Consider the following 18745-nt stretch of genomic DNA (forward strand, 5'->3'; position numbering starts at 1 on the left):
CGCTTTTTTTATAAAAGCTTATTTACTGTGAAGCGTATCTGCTGTGCTTTCTGTTCGTGTTACCGCATAAAGAGAGCAGAAAAGACCAAGCAAAACAAAAATAGACCCGACCCAGCCGTTATAAATAACAGAGTATTGATTAACGACAATTCCTCCAACATAGGAGCCGATCGCAATTCCTACGTGTGAAATCGCTGCATTAGTGCTGATTAAAATGTCCGACGTGTCGCGTGCACTATGGATAATTAAATTGCTTTGAGCTGGTGAAACCGCCCAGCTGAGCGCACTCCAAATGATCATAAGAAGCAAGAATACAATAAATGGTAAATGAACGCCAAAAGGCATAGCAATCATGCTAACAAAAAAGAGAGCAATCATGGTGATAACAGATGAAGAAGGGTTCCATTTATCAGAAACAGCTCCTCCAAGTCCTCCTCCTGCCACGGCAGCAAGACCGAAAATACCATAAATAATGGTCACCATCGTTGTATTTAATCCTAGTGTTTCTTGTAAAAATGGTGTGAAGTACGCATAAAGCGTTAAATGGCCCGCAAGTACAAATAATGTTGCTAGGTGAATAGCGAGCATTTTTTTATTGCGTAAAGCTTTTACCTGAGTTTTTAGCGGTACAATTGGCGCAGGAGCTAGACGCTCCATTGTAAACCAAACGGTAATCATAATAATGGCAGTCAAAATTGCAATCATAACAAATACTTGACGCCAGCCAAGCGCATTTCCAATCAAAATACCAAGAGGAATGCCTAAAACAAGTGAGCCGCTGATTCCCATAAATACGATGCCAATTGCTCTGCCTTGGTATTCAGGTTTTACCATTCTAGAAGCCATTGTGGTAGATAGTACAATGATAAAAGAACCGCTCGCAGCAGCAAGAATACGTCCAATCAGTAGCATATAATAGCCCGAACTGTAGGCTGAAAATACATTGCTCAATAAGAAAATAAATAATGTCCACATATAAACTTTTTTACGCTCTATCTTAGCCGTCACATTTAGTAAAATCGGCGCAGACAAGGCATAAACAAACGAATAAATAGAGATTAAATAACCTGCTTTTGCTAATGATACATGAAATGCATCGGCAATTAAGTCTAAGATGCCTCCTAGAATTAATTCGACCGTTCCAACAACAAAAGAAGCAATCGCAAGTATGTAAACTTTTTTATTCATCAAAAAACCCCCTCTTTAAAAAGTTACAACTAGAATAGTAACCTTTTTTAGAAGGGATTTCAATAGGTAATATTAAAAAGGTTACTAATGAATTAGTAACCTTTTTAATATCGCAGGCGAGTAAGCAGCTCCATGATCTCAGAATCTTGAAGAAGCTGCTCTTGATATTTCTTTGTAATATGGGTAAGTGCAACGTCATGATAAAAGAAATCAGCAAAAACTTTTACAAGCGGCTGCGACATGGTTTTTATTGCTTTCCATGTCTCATGTTCAATGCCGGCAAATAAAAGGTAAGCATCGTCAACAATAATCAACTGCGACGGCTCAAGGTTTTTATGATCATCTATTGGATTTAATGTATGTAAATGTTTGAGGGCAGTCTGCAAGTTTCCTATGGTTAAGACCTCGACGTTTACGCCTTGTTTCTCTTTTTCTTCTAGCAATGAGCGGTAATGTGCTAACTCATCATTCCACGCGGATAAAATAATAGAAGATTCCGCTTCATGAATCAATTGTTCGATGTGAGCAGAAATAGAGGATTTATCTTTTAAACTCCAAACATGATCATCTGTAAACGTTTTTTTAATTTTATATGTTTTTAATTCATTAATGTCATTTTCAAAATCAGCAGTAAGTTTTTGAATGACGGTTTGAAGGGCTACCGCTGAGTAAAGTTTCTTTTTCCCGGACAATGTATTTACTACAATACCTTTATCAATTAAACGATTAAGCACTTCATAAATTTTTGCTTTTGGAACATGCGAATACGTAACAATTGAACTAGCATCCAGAGGGCCATCATTCGCAAGCAGCGCTTCATATACTTGACTTTCATACTGAGAAAAACCAAATTTTTGCAGCATAATTTTCTATTCATCATCCTTTCTTTTTTTAAGTATATCACGGTTTGTAAAAGTATTACTAATTGTATCAGATGTAGTAATCTTATTAAACTGTGTTCTAAATAATCATTAAAAATAAAATAAGCTATTAAAGGATCTTTATTACAGGAGAAATATTTTTAACCATATACTTTCTATACTAAAACACTCAACATGGGGTAAAGAAAAGAAAGAGGTGAAAAAATGAAGAAAAATGAAAAACTACTGTTGAAAAAAATGAACATAAAACAGCAAAGAGAAGTAGCTGCTCAGCTTGAAGACGTACTGGATTCCTTACTGTCCCTTGAAGAAAAATTATGCTCAGCACCTGATAATAGCGAGTGGCTTTCTTTACAAGCTCAGCTTGAAAAAAGAGAACATGAGCTGAAATTCAAGCATAAAATGCTGTGCGAAGAATGGACAGCACTATAAAAGACAGGCATTTTGTCTGTCTTTTATTGCATCTAAATTTTCATTACGCGAATAGGGCTAACCATCAAAATAGCTAACATAATCATAAGGTAAGGATTCACGTAATAAAACATGCCAAGCAGTGCGATAATTAGAGCGGGAAAAGGAATAGGAAACCCTATAAAATAACCTATGGTTGGATTTGCACTAAATTTAGCTAATCTTAATGCGCCCATGCTTGGATAAATCATAAAAGCGAGTACGGTTAGCCAAGAGTGGGGAGAAAGAGTATGAAATAGCATTGCAGGCGCTACGCCAAAGCTTATAATATCAGCCAAAGAATCTAGCTCTACACCAAACTCACTGTTAACTTTCAGCTTTCTCGCAATTTTGCCGTCAAATAAATCGAAAAAAGCGGCTAGAAAAATAAAAAGAGCAGCTAAGCGTTCGTAGCTATTCATATTAAAAGCTATGGGAAATACGCCGCTTAGCAAATTTCCAATCGTAAAGAGATTCGGAACCCATTTTAACAGTCGAAGAATCAATGTCATACAACCGCCTTTCACAGTGTGTACGATTAGTGTAACTGTTAAATCGTATTATTATGTGAGATGTCAGATAAAAAGCAGGTAGTATTGAAACCTGGCTGTCGTTCCTGCAATATATATCGTATAATACGATAATAACTAAAAATACGATATAAAGGAGCAAGATCATGAAAATAGAGGAGTTAAACAGCTATTGGACGTCTATTTATTATCATTTGCACTATACGCATGAAGAGAAAATAACACACCAAACAATACGTCTTTTACAGCATATAGATAAATCATCTTCGGTTGGAATAAAAGAAATTGCGGATTATTTACACGTTTCACATAATACGGCATCTGAACACGTAAAGAGAAATATTGATAAAGGGTATGTATATAAAAATAGAGATATACATGATGAAAGAAAAGTAATTCTGCATTTAACAGAAGCAGGAAAAGACCTATTAAAACGGAATTCAAGCTTGGATGAAGAAAAAGTATCAGCTATTTTACGCGAAATGACAGCATCTGAAAAACAGCTGATTCAACAGGCTTTTCAGTTATTGAGCGAGCGTGCAAAACATGTATAGTATCATCAAAATTTTAATGTCGGCTCTTATTATTGCAGGGGTAACAGAAATGGCCAAAAGATTTCCCACATACGGTGGAATTGTGGCTGCCCTTCCAATTGTGAGCTTACTAAGTATTATATGGTTATCAGTGCAAGGAGAAAAAAAGGAAGTGGTCAGTCAGTTTACGCTAGGCGTTCTTTATGGACTGCCAGGCACTATTTTACTACTTGCTGTCGTCTATATTTGCTTAAAAAACTCTCTTCATTTGTTTATGAGTTTATCGATAGGAGTCATGTGTTGGGGCCTGTTTTTAGGCCTTCAAAAGATCGTGGTTAAACTAATTAATACATAAACTATCGGAATTTAATCCAATTTTCTGTAAAATGAAAGTCTAAGTGAAAGATAGGAGCTGAGTAGAGTTGAGTTTAGCAGAGAAAAAGTTAGGAATTGACCGAGTTGTTTTTATTGGCAGAACGTTTGAAGAGTATAGAGCTATGTTTAATTTGAATGAAAAGTATTTAAAAGGAAAAAAAGTGTTAGATTGTGCTGGCGGGGCCTGTTCTTTTACTGCTCATGCCTTGCAGCAAGGTACGGAGGCTATTAGCTGTGATAGTGCCTATACATTTACGGCAGAAGAGCTTGAAAAGAAAGGAAGCCTGGATTTAATTCATACGATGAATCAAATGCAGCATGTACAGGAACAGTATGTGTGGAAGTATTTTTCGTCTATTGATGATTTAACTGAACATCGAAAAAGAGCACTAAAAGATTGTATTGCTCATATGAAAAAGAACCCCGAAGCCTATGAGTACGGAGCCCTTCCTAATTTGTCGTTTCAAAAGAACGAGTTTGATTTAACGCTTTGTGCAAACTTTTTATTTATGTACAGCGACCGTTTAGATTATGCGTTTCATTTAGAGGCTTTAAAAGAACTGATACGCGTTACAAAAGAGGAAGTACGCTTGTTTCCTTTAACGAATTTAAGCGGAAAGCTTTCTACTTATTTGCCGCAGCTGTTAGAAGAGATTGCGCCTCTAGTAAAAGGAACAGAAATAGCAGACGTCCCGTACGAATTTCAAAAAGGTGCCAATCAAATGTTGAAAATATATGTATAACAAATATAACGAAAGCCGCTTTTAGTTAAAGCGGCTTTTTAACATTCAAACGTTTTTTGGCAGTTTGAGTATGCTTCGTTATAGTTTCAGATCCAAGCGCTTTAGCTAAGCCGAACGAAGGCATATTCACATATACTGATTCATAATTTCCTGCAGGAATGACGTACGTTTCATGATAAATGCCAACTGCATTTGTTTTTGAAGCCTGTTTATAAAAAGAATTCCACGCCTTTAAGTGCTGAGGGCCCTTGGCATAGGAGGTCAATTGATCAACTGACTCCCAATATTGTATCAGCGTGATGGTTCTTAAATTAAAAGATCCTTGTAGAGATAAAAAACCGAGATCTTTATTTGCATACAATTCGCGAATCATGGGAGGCATTGCTTTAAATACAGGAAACCACTTGTGTACAGCTGTCCATTTATTAATGCGCATTCCTATAACGAAGACCACCAAATCCTGACCGGGCTTAGCCATCACACGATTGGCATGAATCATCAATTATGCCCCTCCTCATCATATAATTTATTAATCGTATCTTTGCACCATTCTATTGAAGCACACGTTGTGCGTTTCCCGTAGTCTAGGGTAATAAGCCAATACGTTCGGTCAGGAGAAGTGCTGTTAGAAATGCTGTCTTCAATTCCGCAATACGTGTAATAACGTTCAGTTAATTTCTGCTGAGCGTTTTTTAACTGCGAAATTGTAAGGTCCTTTTCTTGATGACTACTAAAGAAGAGTTTTAACAAAAGTTCATTTTGTTCGGAGGAGAGCTGTTTAATAGGTTCACGCAGCCAATTTTGTAGGACTTCTTTTCCCTTATTCGTTATTGCATACTCTTTTTTATCTGGTTTATCAGTTTGAGCAACGGAATTGACCGTTGCTAGTTCATCATTCACAAGCTTTTGTAAAGTGGGATAAATTTGGCCATAACTGATTTTCCAAAAATGATTTAAACTTCGATCCATTAACTGCTTAATTTCATAACCAGTTCTGCATTCCGTGGTAAGCAGTCCCAAAATTGCATATGTTGTTTGATTTTCCTTCATTTATTTTCCTCACCTATATCTTTTTGATATATATTACCATAAATAGGATGATATTCAATAAAAAAACGCGAGAGTTATGCACTCTCACGTCTAAAAAAAGGTTTGTATTGCTGAACCACCATTTGCGAAGCAGCAATAAATAAAAAGATAAAGCCTCCACACATTAGCAACATGACAGCACCTATTCTCCATAAAAGCTTTGGCATCAGCATATCTCCTTTTTTGAAGTTATTACCTATAGTGTAAAGAATAGCGTGCAAAAATTCTAGTCATAACTAGATATAATTTTATGCCTTTTTTAAACTGACTCTTCCTTTGGGTCGTCTTCTAGATCCTCTTCGTCAAAAATAGGAACTTCCGTATATATTTCTTCTTTTTCGAAAGTGGAAGAAGAATTTTCTTTTTCCTCTTGTGCAGGCTTCGTTTTACCAGAAGAAATATCTGATTTAGCGTTTTTTAACTCTTCCATATCTTTTTGGATTTGGTCCGTGAAATCCTTTGGTATCGCTCCGCTTCCATATGTAGCTCCGATGTTTAAAGTACCGCCGAGCTCCTTAATGCCAACTTGGCCAATATTGTTGTTTTGTTCGTATTTATCAAGAAAAAATTTATCAATATGAATAGGTGGGGGAGCATTTTCTAAAAGTGTGCCTTTTTGGTGAATCAATTTTACTTCTTCTTGAAGGGAAGACGTTCGTTTTAGCATGTCCACCTGTACTTCGGTTAAAAGCGACATGCTGCGCTCTAATGCTGAAACTCTTTCATCTAGTTCGGTCATTCTTTTGAGATAAGGAGCCATTTTTTTCTCTACAGATTGTTCTACCAAGCCAGTTAAATCCGGATAAGGTACAGTTTCTATCTTTTTATCGCGAGGGGGTTGCGTGGAGATCGCTTGTTCTAATTGCGCTACTTTTTCCTTTAAAAATTGAAGCTGGTTAGCAGTCTCTTTCATATCTTTTGCATATGCTTGTTCAGCATTTTTATGAGCGTTTCTTTGTGAAGATGAAGAATCATTGGAGTGCGAGTGCTGAGCCTCCAGCTTTTTTTTGAGCATTATGAGAGAACCAATTTGCGGTTCGAGTTTTAAAAAACGGTTCATGTGAACTTCAAGCGTGTTAATGCGCTTGATTTGATGTTTGAAGTCCGCTAGCTCAGTATGAAGCTGTTGGTTAGTCTGTTTGGGGTTGAAAAATCCTTTCATAGACATTTCGCTTCTCCTCATCTTGGGCTTATTTCCAATGTAATAACAGTTAGATAAATATATATTGGTCCAGTTTGGAAATTCACGTTAAATTCTTTGCGTTTATAAATGCTTATGTGAACTATTGAATTTCATTCATAAAACTACTAAGCCTTATTCAATGTGAATACGTTCTTCTTGGAAAAACTGCCTGTGATAAGAAAGAATAAGCAGTCCATTTTCAAATTTTGCACGCAGATGATGCGCATCCGTAGGCTCTGGCAATTCAATAATTCGGTTAAAGTCTCCAGAAGGTCGTTCTTGTACAACCGGCTGTCCTGTGATGAGAGGGTGCGGTGAGCCTTTTAACAAAAGCCGGCTGCCTGAAACAGACACGTGCAAATTTTCTTTTAGATAGCCGGGCAAGTCAGCGATAATAATGATTTCATGGGGGGTAACGTAAATGTCAACGAGTGGAAAATTACTTTTAGAAGCCTGAGGTGCCTGATATGAATCAGGAGCATTCATGTCCATATTTTCTTTCATAAATTCGTTAAAAGCAGTTTGATCAAAAACACCGTTCCAAAAGTCATTTGTTTGATATTTTTTAGCAAATTCCATCCACTGCATAAGTTTATCAAAGTCCATATGGTTTCCTCCTTACACACATCATAAAAAGATGGAATTTGAATATAGTTTGAAAGGGGGGTGGTTTAAATGGCAGGTGCATCTATAAATATTAATATTTTAATGCTAAAGATAAATTCCTTTGAAAATGCGTCTGCAGTAAATATCGGACAGAATTTACTAGCAGACTGGAATAATTCAGATAAAAAAACACAGGGATTTGGGCAAAACTTTGGTGATGATAGCGGCTTTATAGGAACGAGAAGCTGTGTCGATGATCGAGATCAAATTGACAGCCCATCATCTTTTCAAAAAGTGCCCATTTCATAGAAAAAGCCTAATAAATATAGCCAGTTCAGATGCAGGTTATATTTATTAGGCTTCCGATTGAATGCTAATAGACGAATAGATGAAGATATGCTGCTCGTTGTGCGCAGTAGAGGTAGAGGAGATGAAAAAATTAAATTACGCTATTTTTAACTGAGTTTGAATCATTTACATCTGAGTCTATAATCCATGAGAACGGAGTTACGTTCGGAGAAAAATCTCCGTTTGATTCTCCCAGACCTTGATTACGTTTATAAGATACGAACACATCAAGCTGCTGATTAGGTCCTATGCTTAAAACGGATGAATTATCCAAAACGTTCACTTTGAAGGCTTGTAAGTTAATGACCATGGGCGAAAAAATCATATGGTTTCCTCCTTATTTATCATTTTTTGTTGCAAATGCATCTACATAATCGTTATCTACAGTTTTTTGAGCAGATCCTGCTGTAAAACATTGATCAGCGTGCTGCTGTCCGAAGGCCTGATTTTTCTTTGCTGTGACATATCTTGTAACTTTTGACGTATTTCCAATAGAAATACTGCTTGCTTGATCAGCACTGCGAACGTTCAAATTTCCTAGGTTGATTTTTGTTGAGTCGAATAGCATATTATTCTCCTTTCAAACGACAGTTCTTCTAAGTCTTTAAAAGCTTATTGTAGCTTCTTTGAAAATATGAATAATACATGGATTCATTCAGAGAATAGAAGTGGTCTACTGTAGCGTATTGTAGTTCTGTGTAAAACGTGAAAAGATTTTAAAACCTCGACAGGAAAAGGAGGGAATAATAAAAATGCACGATATTTTACATGCTGTAAACACATCAGCAGTAAAAAGTGTGTTATCACTCTGCACAGAAGCTGCCTATTTTCTGTTCGTATCATTGCCTCTTCATTCATTAAGCCCCTAACGCTTTTCTTTTCTGTCATGTTTCATTAAAATGAACATAAACATATATGTAGAGAAAAGAATAGTGTAGTGTTTTCTAACGTTATAAAATAGCTTACTATACGAAGAAAGCGTCTATAATAAAAGAAATGAACCTTTTGCGTGGTCAGCTGACGATGCTTTTTATTTTTACAAACTGGTGTGAAGGCAGAAAGGAGAGAATTCGATGAGTTTGCGCGAGCGGCTGCTGTATGTAGCGGAACATTATAAACAAATGGGTGGAGATGTACTTGTGAAACATGAAATAGAAAATATGCTTACACGCAGGCTTCCGATTTCTCTTTATCGATTGGAGCATATAAATCGAGAAGAAATGCGTATATCGGGACACCATGCTGAAACATTTCCTTACGTGACCCTTGCGAATAAGAATATAGAGAGTGACGTGATGGTCGCGTATTTATTCAGTGAAGACGGTCAGCGCATTTACTTAGTCATGATGAGAGGAGACTCAGAAGAAGGAACCGATCTGAAAGACATTCGGTTTTTCACTCCTGAACATGCCCGCGTATTGAAAGATAATCATATTGTCATTGGTACAAGCATGGAAGCGAAAAACTTTGAGGATAGAGTAGCTCTTTACCTCCCTTACAATATAGCAGACTTACCTAGCAATGATCAGCTTCAAGATGACTTGTATTTACTGCTAAGTATGCATGAACAGTATATAAAAACATACGGAATGAGCAAAGAGATGATGGGAGACAAAGACGCCATCGTCCATATTCATGAGTATATTAGGAAATCTGGATTTACATATGAACGACATGATATAGCCAACGCCTACTTTGCTTTAAAGACCAAACCGTTTATTGTTTTATCAGGAATGAGTGGGACAGGAAAAACAAAGCTTGCTCAGCTCTTAGCAGATAGTATCGGTGCTACGATTGAAAATGGAAGACAAGTGCTCATTCCGGTTCGACCCGATTGGCACGATAGTTCAGATTTATTAGGATATATTGATTTAAGAGGAGATTTTCGCAGAGGATCGTTTCTGTCGATTATGCAGCAAGCCATTCAGCACCCAGCTTACACATATGTTGCCATATTGGATGAAATGAACTTAGCTCGAGTTGAACATTATTTTAGCGATATTTTAAGCGTAATGGAAAGCAGGAGCTGGTCAAAAGGGAAAATCAAAACGGCTCCGTTATTCCCGGGACATAAGATGTTCCGAGATATTTATTTGCCGTCCAATCTTCTCATTATCGGTACAATTAATATGGATGAAACAACTCATGGGTTTAGTCAAAAGTTGTTAGATCGTACCAACACCATTGAGTTAAATAAGATTCAACTAGATTCTTTTGATTTTTTAGATGATAAAGATCCGTCTCAGCACGGCATTCAAAATGTACAAATTCAAAGTCAATATGTTCACTTAAAAGATGCGTATGTTGAACATGCTGAGCTCATTCACGAAGTAACAAATGAACTTCTAACCGTCAACGAGATGCTTATAGAAGTCGATCTACAAATAGGTTACCGCGTACGCGACGAAATATGCTTTTATTTAATTTACGCGGTGAAAAGCGGGATGTTTACATTTGATCAGGCGTTTGATTTTCAGATTTTGCAAAAAGTTTTGCCTCGTATTTCAGGAAGCGATGGGTACACATTTGACTTATTAAAAAACCTTTATTATTACTGTACAAATACACTGTTAGATGATGAATTTGAGACAGCTGTCGTAAATGCAGATGGAATGAGATTTCCTAAAAGCGCACGCAAAATAATGGAGATGATGAGACGTTTTGAAGTATACGGATACACGTCATTTTGGATTAATACCGTACGTTGAAATTGAAACCGACACATGTACGGTGGTTATAAAAGGGAAAAATAAGAAAAGAATAAAATCTGCCGAAGAAGTGATGTTTTTTTCTTGTACGGGAAAAGGAATTACACATGTAAAAGTATTAAAGCCAACAAAAGGCATGATGACTTCAAAACCGCCGCTTGAGCCTTTATTTTTTGAAAATGAAACCTATCAAATTACAGTTGTTTCTAAAAATGAAACAAGCCTGTTTGTTACCCACGATTCAAAAGCAGTTGAACAAAGTTTTCAAACCGTAGGATTTCCCTACATTTTGACGGGAAATATAAGCTTTCAAAATGAAGTAGGGTATTCTACGTTTCATGTTTACAGTGAAAGAGAAAAAGAGCTGTCCTTTACTCTTGAAATTTTCCCATCAAAGATGAGCTACAAGACAGATTATGTACACATGGTTGATGAAGTGAACGGATACATTCATGATTTGGCATACGATATGCTTCGTAAAACATATATTGAAGCGAAATCTGTTTGGTCTAAGCAAGCAACATGGACGGAATTTTATCATGTGCTCTCTCACTATATGAAACCCTTTCTTCATTCTGTGCGTCAGATTGAAAATCAGCCGTTTCAATCGGTAAAAGTTGAACATGAGCTCATGAGAGGCGATCAAATAAAAAAACAAGATAGCCGTGCTATATCTTTTGTCCGAACACACCCTACCTATCTTGCATCTTCAAGCAGGGGGATTAAAATTAATCGAAATATAAAAGTAGTACCCACAAAAGCAATTGGCACCAGGCATGTGTCTACCTATGATAATCTTGAAAATCAAAGTGTTAAATGGATGATGACGCAGCTGTACCATAAGCTAACTGCACTAATTGACAAATTAATAGAAGACAGATATGTAAAAAAAGAGGCGGTGTCGGCTCTAGAAACTAATCATACCGAATTAAAAAGACTGTTAAATAATGTGTTTTGGCAACGGGTGAAGACCCTCCAAGCTTCAACTCTTCCTTCTACACTGCGTACGGCACCCCGCTACCGGGAAGCAAGCAGATACTTTATGTTCTTAACGCGAGGATTGGCTCTTAACGGAGAATTTTACCAGCTTTCATTAAAAGATATTGCAACTCTCTATGAATACTGGACGTATGTTAGTCTTTTAAAGAAGTTGAAAACTTACGGCAAGCCGATAGAGCAAAACATCATGACAACGACAGAAAAAGGGTTGAACGTCAGGATGCAGCCGTCTTATCATCGTTTTCAAGTGGGGAAAGCAGAAGTCACGCTATGGTATCAGAAAGCATATCATCATACTCATACCGTTATTCAAAAGCCTGATTTACTGCTTGAAGTAAAGCAAGGGGAGAAAAAAAGTGTATATCTTTTTGACGCTAAGTATCGCATCAAACCAAATCACGATACGCCCTCTCCTAGAGAAGAAGATATTAATACCATGCATCGTTACCGAGACGCTATTGTAGAAGAAAATGGGATAAAACCGGTACAAACAGCGATTGTGCTGTTTCCAGGGAAAGCAGAGGGCTATAAGCAGCATCATTTTTATAAAAGTATTAAACGTGTTGGAGTCGGTGCGCTGCCTTTTTTGCCGGGAGAAGAAGGGTTAGTAGAAGAATTTATTGAAGCTATTTGTACGGTAGAACCACATTTTTTCAGCGCTGAGTAGGTGAATAGGTAGAAAGTGAACAAGTCTTTTTTTATGGGTTGACATAGTGTTAAGTTTTTTATGTTTTGATGACATTTCGAGATTTTAGTTGTATTTTCCTGTTGAATTTTCTAGAATAGTAGAGAATAAAACCGTATCGAAAAGAAGTCGTATCATGTGCAGAGAACGTATCAGGAGGACAACGAAGTGAAAAAGATTCTACTATTCACGTTAGTAGCGCTATTGGCAACTTTTTTTATTGACAGGGTATACAGCGAACGCAACCAGGCGCAACTTCAGCAAACTGTAATTAATGAAATTAAAAAAACAAATCAAAGTAAAGAAGAAGCTTCCATCCTTGATTTTAATGAATTATGTGATTTTAGATGGGATAAAGTATATGTTTTTGGACCAGAAACGACTCGCAGTGAGGTAAATGAAAAGCTGGGCTTTACGTGGTCTGAAGCAAAAGCAAAAGGTATTGGAAAAGATAAAAAAGATAACTTTATTGTCTTTGTAGAAAATAATCAAGTAACGCAATATTTAAAAATACCGGCGTCATATGGAACTATTGTTCCTAAGACTTCTGTTGCAAATGAAAGCTAACGAATTTCTTCGTTAGCTTTTTTATGCTTTCTTTTTTAAGGATGAAGTTTTTTTCTCTGCTGTTGATTTTGTCGGGTGTAAAGTAGAAGGATCTATGCTCACTTTTAACATTTCCATTAAATGTCGAATATCTCGTTCTTCGCTTTCGCTGCCTTTTGTAACTTCGCCTTGATTTATTTTTTGTTGAATGACGTTTTGTAAGGCGTCTCGGTAGTTGTTTTTGTAAATAGATGGATTAAAAGAAGTAGATAGCTTCTCAATTAATTCCACCGTCACTTGTGTATCACTTTCATTAATGGAAGAAGTACTGGATAAGTTAGGCACATCTGTGACTGAACGAAGTTCTTCTTCAAAATGCATCGTGTGAAGAATAAGAGATCCGCCCACGGAACGAATAATTGCCATTTGCTGCTTGGAATATAAAAATACATCCGCAATACCGACTTTATTCGTTATTTCAAGTGCATTTAATAAAGTATAATAAGCTTTTAGGCTTGTTTCTCCAGGAGAAATATAGTAGGGCTTATCAAAAAACAGGGGATCAATGTCATCTAACGAAACAAAGTGTAACAATTCAACGGCTTTGTTTGCTGCAAAGGGCTCTTTGACACTGTCAATTTCCTGTTGTGAAAGTACAACAAACTGACCGGTCGCAGTTTCGTATCCTTTAACCAGTTCATCGGATTCTACTTCTCGTCCGCACGTTTGGCAATGTTTTTCTTGATGAATAGGTGTATGGCAAACGGAGTGTAGCGTGCGCAGCTTTACATCTTTTTCTTCAATTGCTCCGTGCAGTTTAATAGGGATATCAATTAATCCAAAGCTGATTTTACCTTTCCAAGCAGTATGAAGCATAAACGTTCTCCTTTTACTCTTTTTTTAGTAGTGTGCCGTAAAACAAATTAGATATCCCATTGTTTTGAAAAGAAGAATATTCTTAAAAAACTATGTGCTAAATAAACAATTAAATAGTTCCAATAAAGCTGCAGAGACAACATCTGCAGCTTTATTGGAAATCAATAGGGACTATTTGCTGATTAGATTCATTTGTCTCATGTTTAGAAATCGTAATTTCGAGGATTTCGTTACTAAATGTAGCGGTAATTTTTTTATTCATCAATGGAAATGGAAAGTCGATTGTACGTTCAACGCTTTCTTCCATTTGTTCTCTTGCAAGCGTTCCTTGCTTTTCATCATGAAATTCTCTAATGCAGTATTTTTTGGCTGTCAGCTGTAAGTGGGCAGGTTGTATCTGAACGATAATATCCTTAGGGTGATACCCTAATAATTCAGCTTCGACAATAAATGATTGTTCTGTTTCAAATAAATCTATACGAACAGAATCATAATCTAAATAACTCATAAAGGGATTTGAAAGCATGACTTCTAACAACTCTTGAAAGCCTTTTACAAACATTTGGTCTGCTGGCAGACGCTTGTTTTTCATTTCTGCGTTCCTCCATTATTTAAACTGTTTCACTTTACTATCATATGCGCGTTTATGTACTTAGTGAACTCCTGCGCAAAGAATAAGCTTGAAGTACTAGCTGTCTTTTCTACGCATAAAAAAGCAAGCTCTGTAGAGAGCTTGCCGCTGTTTTACATATCATGTCCGCTATTGTGTTTTTGACGAGAATGCTTACGGTTTTTTACTTTATGAGATCCGCTTAGCGGTTCTGGCTGTCCAGAATTGCTTTTTGGCGCATTTCTTCTGATGTCTTTGCTGCTGTTTTTGTTCATAGTTAAAGCCTCCCTTTCATTATTAGGGTAGGATAGTGACAGGGAATTTATCCGATGAAAAATTCCCCTTTCTAAAAATAGGTTTAACAAAAACAGGAAATGGGAACAGAAAAAAAGCGTCATATATAATGACGCCTTCTCGTTAGATTTCATGGAGTTAAACGATTTTGCTTTTCTAACTAGTGATTAGTATATCCAATAAGAGATTGTTTTACTGATTTTTTTTGCGTTTTTTATTATTTTGTTTCTGTTGTTCCGTTAATGGTTCATTTGAAAATTCTTCATTATAACCCGCTCCTTTTCCTTGAGCGCTAGCCGCATTAGCTCCAGGAATGACGTGGTTTGACTTGCGTTTAGCCATGTTGAATCACCTCCGTTTCTAGCATGCGTAAAAATCAATGAAATATGAATTATTAGAAAAATAAAAGGGAGATGGAAAAGGTTATAAGTGAAACTTATGTTAATTAATAACATTCTTTTTATTTACTTATGTATAATATTATATTAAGATAGATGGTGAAGGGAATAGAGGATGGGGTAAGTAAATCCTTTATACATAGAATTTTAAGGGGGTAAAAGCAATGACTAAAAAAGACGTTTTTAACGCTCGTTCGTCATTCGATCTTAATGGCAGCACATATAATTATTACCGCTTACAAGCTTTAGAGGAAGCAGGTTTAGGTAACGTTTCTAAGCTGCCGTATTCAATTAAAGTATTATTAGAATCTGTTCTTCGTCAGGTAGATGGCCGTGTTATTACAAAAGAACACGTCGAAAACCTTGCAAAATGGGGAACAAAAGATATTAAAGATATCGATGTTCCTTTCAAACCATCTCGCGTTATTCTTCAAGATTTCACTGGAGTTCCAGCGGTTGTAGACTTAGCGTCACTTCGTAAAGCAATGGCTGATTTAGGAGGAGATCCTGACAAAATCAATCCAGAAATTCCAGTAGACCTCGTTGTCGACCACTCCGTACAAGTTGATAAAGCAGGTACAGCTGACTCATTACGAATTAATATGGACCTTGAGTTTCAACGTAATACAGAGCGCTATAATTTCTTAAGCTGGGCTCAAAAATCATTTAATAACTATCGTGCAGTTCCACCAGCTACAGGTATCGTGCACCAAGTAAATTTAGAATATTTAGCAAACGTTGTTCATGCTGTTGAAGAAGATGGTGAATTTGTAGCTTTCCCTGATTCTCTAGTAGGTACTGACTCTCATACAACGATGATTAATGGTATCGGTGTTTTAGGATGGGGTGTTGGCGGTATTGAAGCGGAAGCAGGTATGCTTGGTCAACCTTCTTATTTCCCAGTTCCTGAAGTAATCGGTGTTAAACTTGTGGGTGAATTACCAAACGGCACTACAGCTACAGACTTAGCGTTAAAAGTTACGCAAGTGCTTCGTCAAAAAGGAGTAGTCGGAAAATTCGTGGAATTCTTCGGTCCTGGCGTAGCAGAACTTCCATTAGCTGACCGTGCAACAATCGCTAATATGGCTCCTGAATACGGTGCAACATGTGGATTCTTCCCAGTTGACGCAGAAGCATTAGCATATATGCGTTTAACAGGAAGAGATGAAAAAGACATTCAGGTTGTCGAACAATATACAAAAGCAAATGGTTTATTCTTCACACCAGAAAATGAAGATCCAATTTTCACTGACGTTGTTGAGATTAACCTTGCTGAGATTGAAGCAAATCTTTCTGGTCCAAAGCGTCCGCAAGATTTAATTCCACTTTCTCAAATGCAAACAGAATTCAAGAAGGCTTTAACAGCTCCTGTTAGCAACCAAAGCTTCGGACTTGATGCTAAAGACGTAGATAAAGAAATTACGTTTAAGCTTGCAGACGGTTCAGAAACAACAATGAAAACAGGTGCCATTGCCATTGCGGCTATCACAAGCTGTACGAACACATCAAATCCTTACGTATTAGTAGCAGCTGGTTTAGTTGCCAAAAAAGCAGTAGAAAAAGGATTGGATGTTCCAGCTTACGTGAAAACGTCATTAGCACCAGGTTCAAAAGTAGTAACGGCTTACCTGCAAAATTCAGGGCTGCTTCCATACTTAGATAAAATCGGCTTTAACATCGTAGGTTACGGCTGTACGACTTGTATCGGAAACTCTGGTCCATTAGAAGCTGAAATTGAAGAAGCGATTGCAGACAACGACTTGCTTGTAACGTCTGTTCTTTCAGGAAACCGTAACTTTGAAGGACGTATTCATCAATTAGTAAAAGGTAACTACCTTGCTTCTCCGCCGCTTGTTGTAGCATATGCACTGGCTGGAACGGTAGATGTAGATTTACAAAAAGATCCAATCGGTATTGATACAGACGGCAATGAAGTATTCTTTAGCGACATCTGGCCTTCTCAAGATGAAATTAAAGAAGTTGTTAGCCGTACGGTAACGCCTGAATTATTCCGTAACGAGTATGAGCGCGTATTCGATGATAACGAGCGCTGGAATGAAATTAAAACAAGCGAAGATGCTCTTTATACGTGGGAGAATGATTCAACGTACATTCAAAACCCACCTTTCTTTGAAGGGTTATCAGAAGAGCCAGGTGAAGTAGAACCGTTAAATGATCTTCGCGTAGTAGCGAAATTTGGTGACTCAGTGACAACGGATCACATTTCACCAGCGGGTTCAATTGCAAAAACATCACCTGCAGGTCTTTACCTTCAAGAAAACGGTGTAGAACCAAAAGACTTTAACTCATATGGTTCTCGTCGTGGTAACCATGAAGTGATGATGCGCGGTACATTTGCAAACATTCGCATTAAAAACCAAGTAGCTCCTGGTACAGAAGGCGGCTGGACAACACACTGGCCAACAAATGACGTAATGAGCATTTATGATGCTTGTATGAAATACAAAGAGCAAGGTACAGGTCTTGTTGTACTTGCAGGTAAAGATTACGGCATGGGAAGTTCTCGTGACTGGGCAGCAAAAGGCACAAACCTTTTAGGTATTAAAACAGTCATCGCTGAAAGCTTTGAGCGTATTCACCGTTCAAACCTAGTATTAATGGGTGTTTTACCTCTTCAATTTAAAGATGGTGAAAGCGCGGATACATTAGGTTTAACTGGAAAAGAAACAATTGCAGTAGCAGTTGATGAAACAGTAAAACCACGTGATCTTGTAAAAGTAACAGCAACTGATGAAGCTGGAAACAAAAAAGAATTTGAAGTGCTGGTTCGTTTCGACAGTGAAGTTGAAATTGATTACTATCGCCACGGTGGTATCCTGCAAATGGTGCTTCGTGATAAATTACAGTCTAAAACACATGCGTAAGTTATAAAGAAAAAGAGCGGTTCTTGTGAGCCGCTCTTTTTTTATGCAAACACACCGTTTTCGACAAAAAATGAAAGGGAAATATGCTATATTATAAAAGAAAATGCCCTATAAAAGGATTATTTTAGTAGATATTGCACATATCTATTAATACATAGATTATCACTTTTTAGAAGAAATAAAGGAGCCGATCATATGGTTAAAAAAATAATTGCGGTCTTGCTTCTAGTAGGCTTTCTTAGCTACGCACTTTGGCAAGGGCTTTCTCCAAATGAAGCATCCGATAATTCTAACTTAAGCGAATACAAGGATTTAAATATCAAAAAAGACGATAGTGCTCGTCAGGCTTCGGGTCAAGCTTATGGGTTGGAACCAAAAGATACAGCGCCTCCGTTTACACTGTCAGATACGAGCGGGAAATCCGTTCAATTATCGGACTTTAAAGGAAAAAAAGTCATTTTAAACTTTTGGGCAACATGGTGTCCGCCGTGTCAAAAAGAAATGCCCGATATGCAAGCGTTTTATGCGAAATATGGAAACGATGTACAGCTGCTTGCGGTTAATTTAACTTCGTCAGAAGGCAGTAAACAGGCAGTATCTAAGTTTCTTAAAGAAAAACAGTTTACGTTTCGTGTATTATTGGACGACCAAGATAGTGTAGGAAGTAAAAAATATCGGGTTTCCACCATTCCGACATCTTACTTTATAGATGAAGAAGGGAAAATTGTTCAACGAGTGAATGGTCCAATGACGCTTAAACAAATGGAAACCTTTGCTCAACAAGCAGCGAATTAACTTCGCTGCTTGTTTTATTAAAA

General features: G+C 37.2%; 24 protein-coding genes. 10 read left to right on the forward strand and 14 right to left on the reverse strand.

Annotated features, from left to right (window positions below):
* Positions 1-18: 18 nt before the first annotated feature.
* Positions 19-1188, reverse strand: a complete 1170-nt coding sequence (locus AC2YJL_RS11315) for an MFS transporter (protein WP_025751718.1) — start codon at positions 1186-1188, stop codon at positions 19-21.
* A 104-nt stretch (positions 1189-1292) separates the two neighbouring features.
* Positions 1293-2051 (reverse strand): TrmB family transcriptional regulator, encoded by a 759-nt coding sequence (locus tag AC2YJL_RS11320; RefSeq protein ID WP_050689717.1) that lies wholly within the window; start codon positions 2049-2051, stop codon positions 1293-1295.
* Between the two features lie 222 nt (positions 2052-2273).
* Here AC2YJL_RS11320 and AC2YJL_RS11325 point away from each other — a divergent pair, with 222 nt between their 5' ends.
* Positions 2274-2501 carry a hypothetical protein gene (locus AC2YJL_RS11325; protein ID WP_016764339.1) on the forward strand — a complete coding sequence of 76 codons (228 nt, stop codon included), beginning with the start codon at positions 2274-2276 and terminating at the stop codon, positions 2499-2501.
* A gap of 32 nt (positions 2502-2533) precedes the next feature.
* Here the strand turns inward: AC2YJL_RS11325 and pssA are convergent, their stop codons facing one another.
* Complete coding sequence (pssA, locus tag AC2YJL_RS11330; RefSeq protein ID WP_487374871.1) at positions 2534-3025, reverse strand: CDP-diacylglycerol--serine O-phosphatidyltransferase; 492 nt, start codon at positions 3023-3025, stop codon at positions 2534-2536.
* Positions 3026-3195: 170 nt separating this feature from the next.
* On the opposite strand from pssA, the gene AC2YJL_RS11335 reads away from it, so the two are divergent.
* The 3 genes from AC2YJL_RS11335 (at position 3196) to AC2YJL_RS11345 (ending at position 4700) form a co-directional block, all read left to right on the forward strand.
* On the forward strand, positions 3196-3603 hold the full coding sequence (locus AC2YJL_RS11335) for a MarR family winged helix-turn-helix transcriptional regulator (RefSeq protein ID WP_230932710.1): 408 nt from the start codon (positions 3196-3198) through the stop codon (positions 3601-3603).
* Positions 3596-3937, forward strand: coding sequence for a DUF3147 family protein (locus AC2YJL_RS11340; protein WP_050689720.1), 342 nt, complete (start codon positions 3596-3598; stop codon positions 3935-3937). The genes AC2YJL_RS11335 and AC2YJL_RS11340 overlap by 8 nt, the downstream gene beginning before the upstream one ends.
* A gap of 67 nt (positions 3938-4004) precedes the next feature.
* Complete coding sequence (locus tag AC2YJL_RS11345) at positions 4005-4700, forward strand: SAM-dependent methyltransferase (RefSeq protein ID WP_487374761.1); 696 nt, start codon at positions 4005-4007, stop codon at positions 4698-4700.
* A gap of 25 nt (positions 4701-4725) precedes the next feature.
* Here the strand turns inward: AC2YJL_RS11345 and AC2YJL_RS11350 are convergent, their stop codons facing one another.
* From AC2YJL_RS11350 to AC2YJL_RS11370, 5 genes are all read right to left on the reverse strand, one after another.
* On the reverse strand, positions 4726-5199 hold the full coding sequence (locus tag AC2YJL_RS11350) for a DUF4188 domain-containing protein (RefSeq protein WP_369360382.1): 474 nt from the start codon (positions 5197-5199) through the stop codon (positions 4726-4728).
* Positions 5199-5750 carry a PadR family transcriptional regulator gene (locus AC2YJL_RS11355; protein WP_251568211.1) on the reverse strand — a complete coding sequence of 184 codons (552 nt, stop codon included), beginning with the start codon at positions 5748-5750 and terminating at the stop codon, positions 5199-5201. The genes AC2YJL_RS11350 and AC2YJL_RS11355 overlap by 1 nt, the downstream gene beginning before the upstream one ends.
* A 74-nt stretch (positions 5751-5824) precedes the next feature.
* On the reverse strand, positions 5825-5956 hold the full coding sequence (locus AC2YJL_RS11360) for a hypothetical protein (protein WP_276511005.1): 132 nt from the start codon (positions 5954-5956) through the stop codon (positions 5825-5827).
* A gap of 92 nt (positions 5957-6048) precedes the next feature.
* Complete coding sequence (locus tag AC2YJL_RS11365) at positions 6049-6957, reverse strand: hypothetical protein (protein WP_487374762.1); 909 nt, start codon at positions 6955-6957, stop codon at positions 6049-6051.
* Positions 6958-7104: 147 nt separating this feature from the next.
* Complete coding sequence (locus AC2YJL_RS11370; protein ID WP_195696896.1) at positions 7105-7578, reverse strand: Hsp20/alpha crystallin family protein; 474 nt, start codon at positions 7576-7578, stop codon at positions 7105-7107.
* A 69-nt stretch (positions 7579-7647) separates the two neighbouring features.
* On the opposite strand from AC2YJL_RS11370, the gene AC2YJL_RS11375 reads away from it, so the two are divergent.
* Complete coding sequence (locus AC2YJL_RS11375) at positions 7648-7887, forward strand: hypothetical protein (RefSeq protein WP_013057271.1); 240 nt, start codon at positions 7648-7650, stop codon at positions 7885-7887.
* A gap of 130 nt (positions 7888-8017) precedes the next feature.
* Here the strand turns inward: AC2YJL_RS11375 and AC2YJL_RS11380 are convergent, their stop codons facing one another.
* Both AC2YJL_RS11380 and AC2YJL_RS11385 read right to left on the reverse strand, forming a co-directional pair.
* Positions 8018-8251: a hypothetical protein gene (locus AC2YJL_RS11380; protein WP_013057270.1), complete on the reverse strand. Its 234-nt coding sequence runs from the start codon at positions 8249-8251 to the stop codon at positions 8018-8020.
* A gap of 12 nt (positions 8252-8263) precedes the next feature.
* Positions 8264-8494 carry a hypothetical protein gene (locus tag AC2YJL_RS11385; RefSeq protein WP_195696898.1) on the reverse strand — a complete coding sequence of 77 codons (231 nt, stop codon included), beginning with the start codon at positions 8492-8494 and terminating at the stop codon, positions 8264-8266.
* Between the two features lie 505 nt (positions 8495-8999).
* Here AC2YJL_RS11385 and AC2YJL_RS11390 point away from each other — a divergent pair.
* From AC2YJL_RS11390 to AC2YJL_RS11400, 3 genes are all read left to right on the forward strand, one after another.
* Positions 9000-10634 carry an MrcB family domain-containing protein gene (locus AC2YJL_RS11390; protein WP_195696899.1) on the forward strand — a complete coding sequence of 545 codons (1635 nt, stop codon included), beginning with the start codon at positions 9000-9002 and terminating at the stop codon, positions 10632-10634.
* A complete protein-coding gene (locus tag AC2YJL_RS11395; protein ID WP_251568209.1) occupies positions 10588-12300 on the forward strand; it encodes a DUF2357 domain-containing protein in 1713 nt (570 codons plus the stop codon). The genes AC2YJL_RS11390 and AC2YJL_RS11395 overlap by 47 nt, the downstream gene beginning before the upstream one ends.
* 186 nt (positions 12301-12486) lie before the next feature.
* The gene (locus AC2YJL_RS11400; RefSeq protein ID WP_013057259.1) at positions 12487-12885 is read left to right on the forward strand and encodes a hypothetical protein; all 399 of its coding nucleotides are present in this window, start codon (positions 12487-12489) and stop codon (positions 12883-12885) included.
* Positions 12886-12906: 21 nt separating this feature from the next.
* Here the strand turns inward: AC2YJL_RS11400 and ku are convergent, their stop codons facing one another.
* From ku to sspO, 4 genes are all read right to left on the reverse strand, one after another.
* Positions 12907-13740, reverse strand: a complete 834-nt coding sequence (gene ku, locus AC2YJL_RS11405; RefSeq protein ID WP_230932704.1) for a non-homologous end joining protein Ku — start codon at positions 13738-13740, stop codon at positions 12907-12909.
* A gap of 151 nt (positions 13741-13891) precedes the next feature.
* Positions 13892-14332 carry an Hsp20/alpha crystallin family protein gene (locus AC2YJL_RS11410; RefSeq protein ID WP_050689730.1) on the reverse strand — a complete coding sequence of 147 codons (441 nt, stop codon included), beginning with the start codon at positions 14330-14332 and terminating at the stop codon, positions 13892-13894.
* Between the two features lie 152 nt (positions 14333-14484).
* Complete coding sequence (locus AC2YJL_RS11415; protein WP_013057256.1) at positions 14485-14625, reverse strand: small acid-soluble spore protein P; 141 nt, start codon at positions 14623-14625, stop codon at positions 14485-14487.
* A 211-nt stretch (positions 14626-14836) separates the two neighbouring features.
* Positions 14837-14986 (reverse strand): small acid-soluble spore protein SspO, encoded by a 150-nt coding sequence (gene sspO / locus AC2YJL_RS11420; protein ID WP_013083371.1) that lies wholly within the window; start codon positions 14984-14986, stop codon positions 14837-14839.
* A 220-nt stretch (positions 14987-15206) separates the two neighbouring features.
* Here sspO and acnA point away from each other — a divergent pair, with 220 nt between their 5' ends.
* Both acnA and AC2YJL_RS11430 read left to right on the forward strand, forming a co-directional pair.
* Positions 15207-17927, forward strand: coding sequence for an aconitate hydratase AcnA (gene acnA / locus AC2YJL_RS11425; protein ID WP_050689731.1), 2721 nt, complete (start codon positions 15207-15209; stop codon positions 17925-17927).
* A 195-nt stretch (positions 17928-18122) separates the two neighbouring features.
* Positions 18123-18722: a TlpA disulfide reductase family protein gene (locus AC2YJL_RS11430; protein WP_251568207.1), complete on the forward strand. Its 600-nt coding sequence runs from the start codon at positions 18123-18125 to the stop codon at positions 18720-18722.
* Positions 18723-18745: the final 23 nt, after the last annotated feature.

It is taken from the genome of Priestia sp. SRI_019, assembly GCF_057586255.1.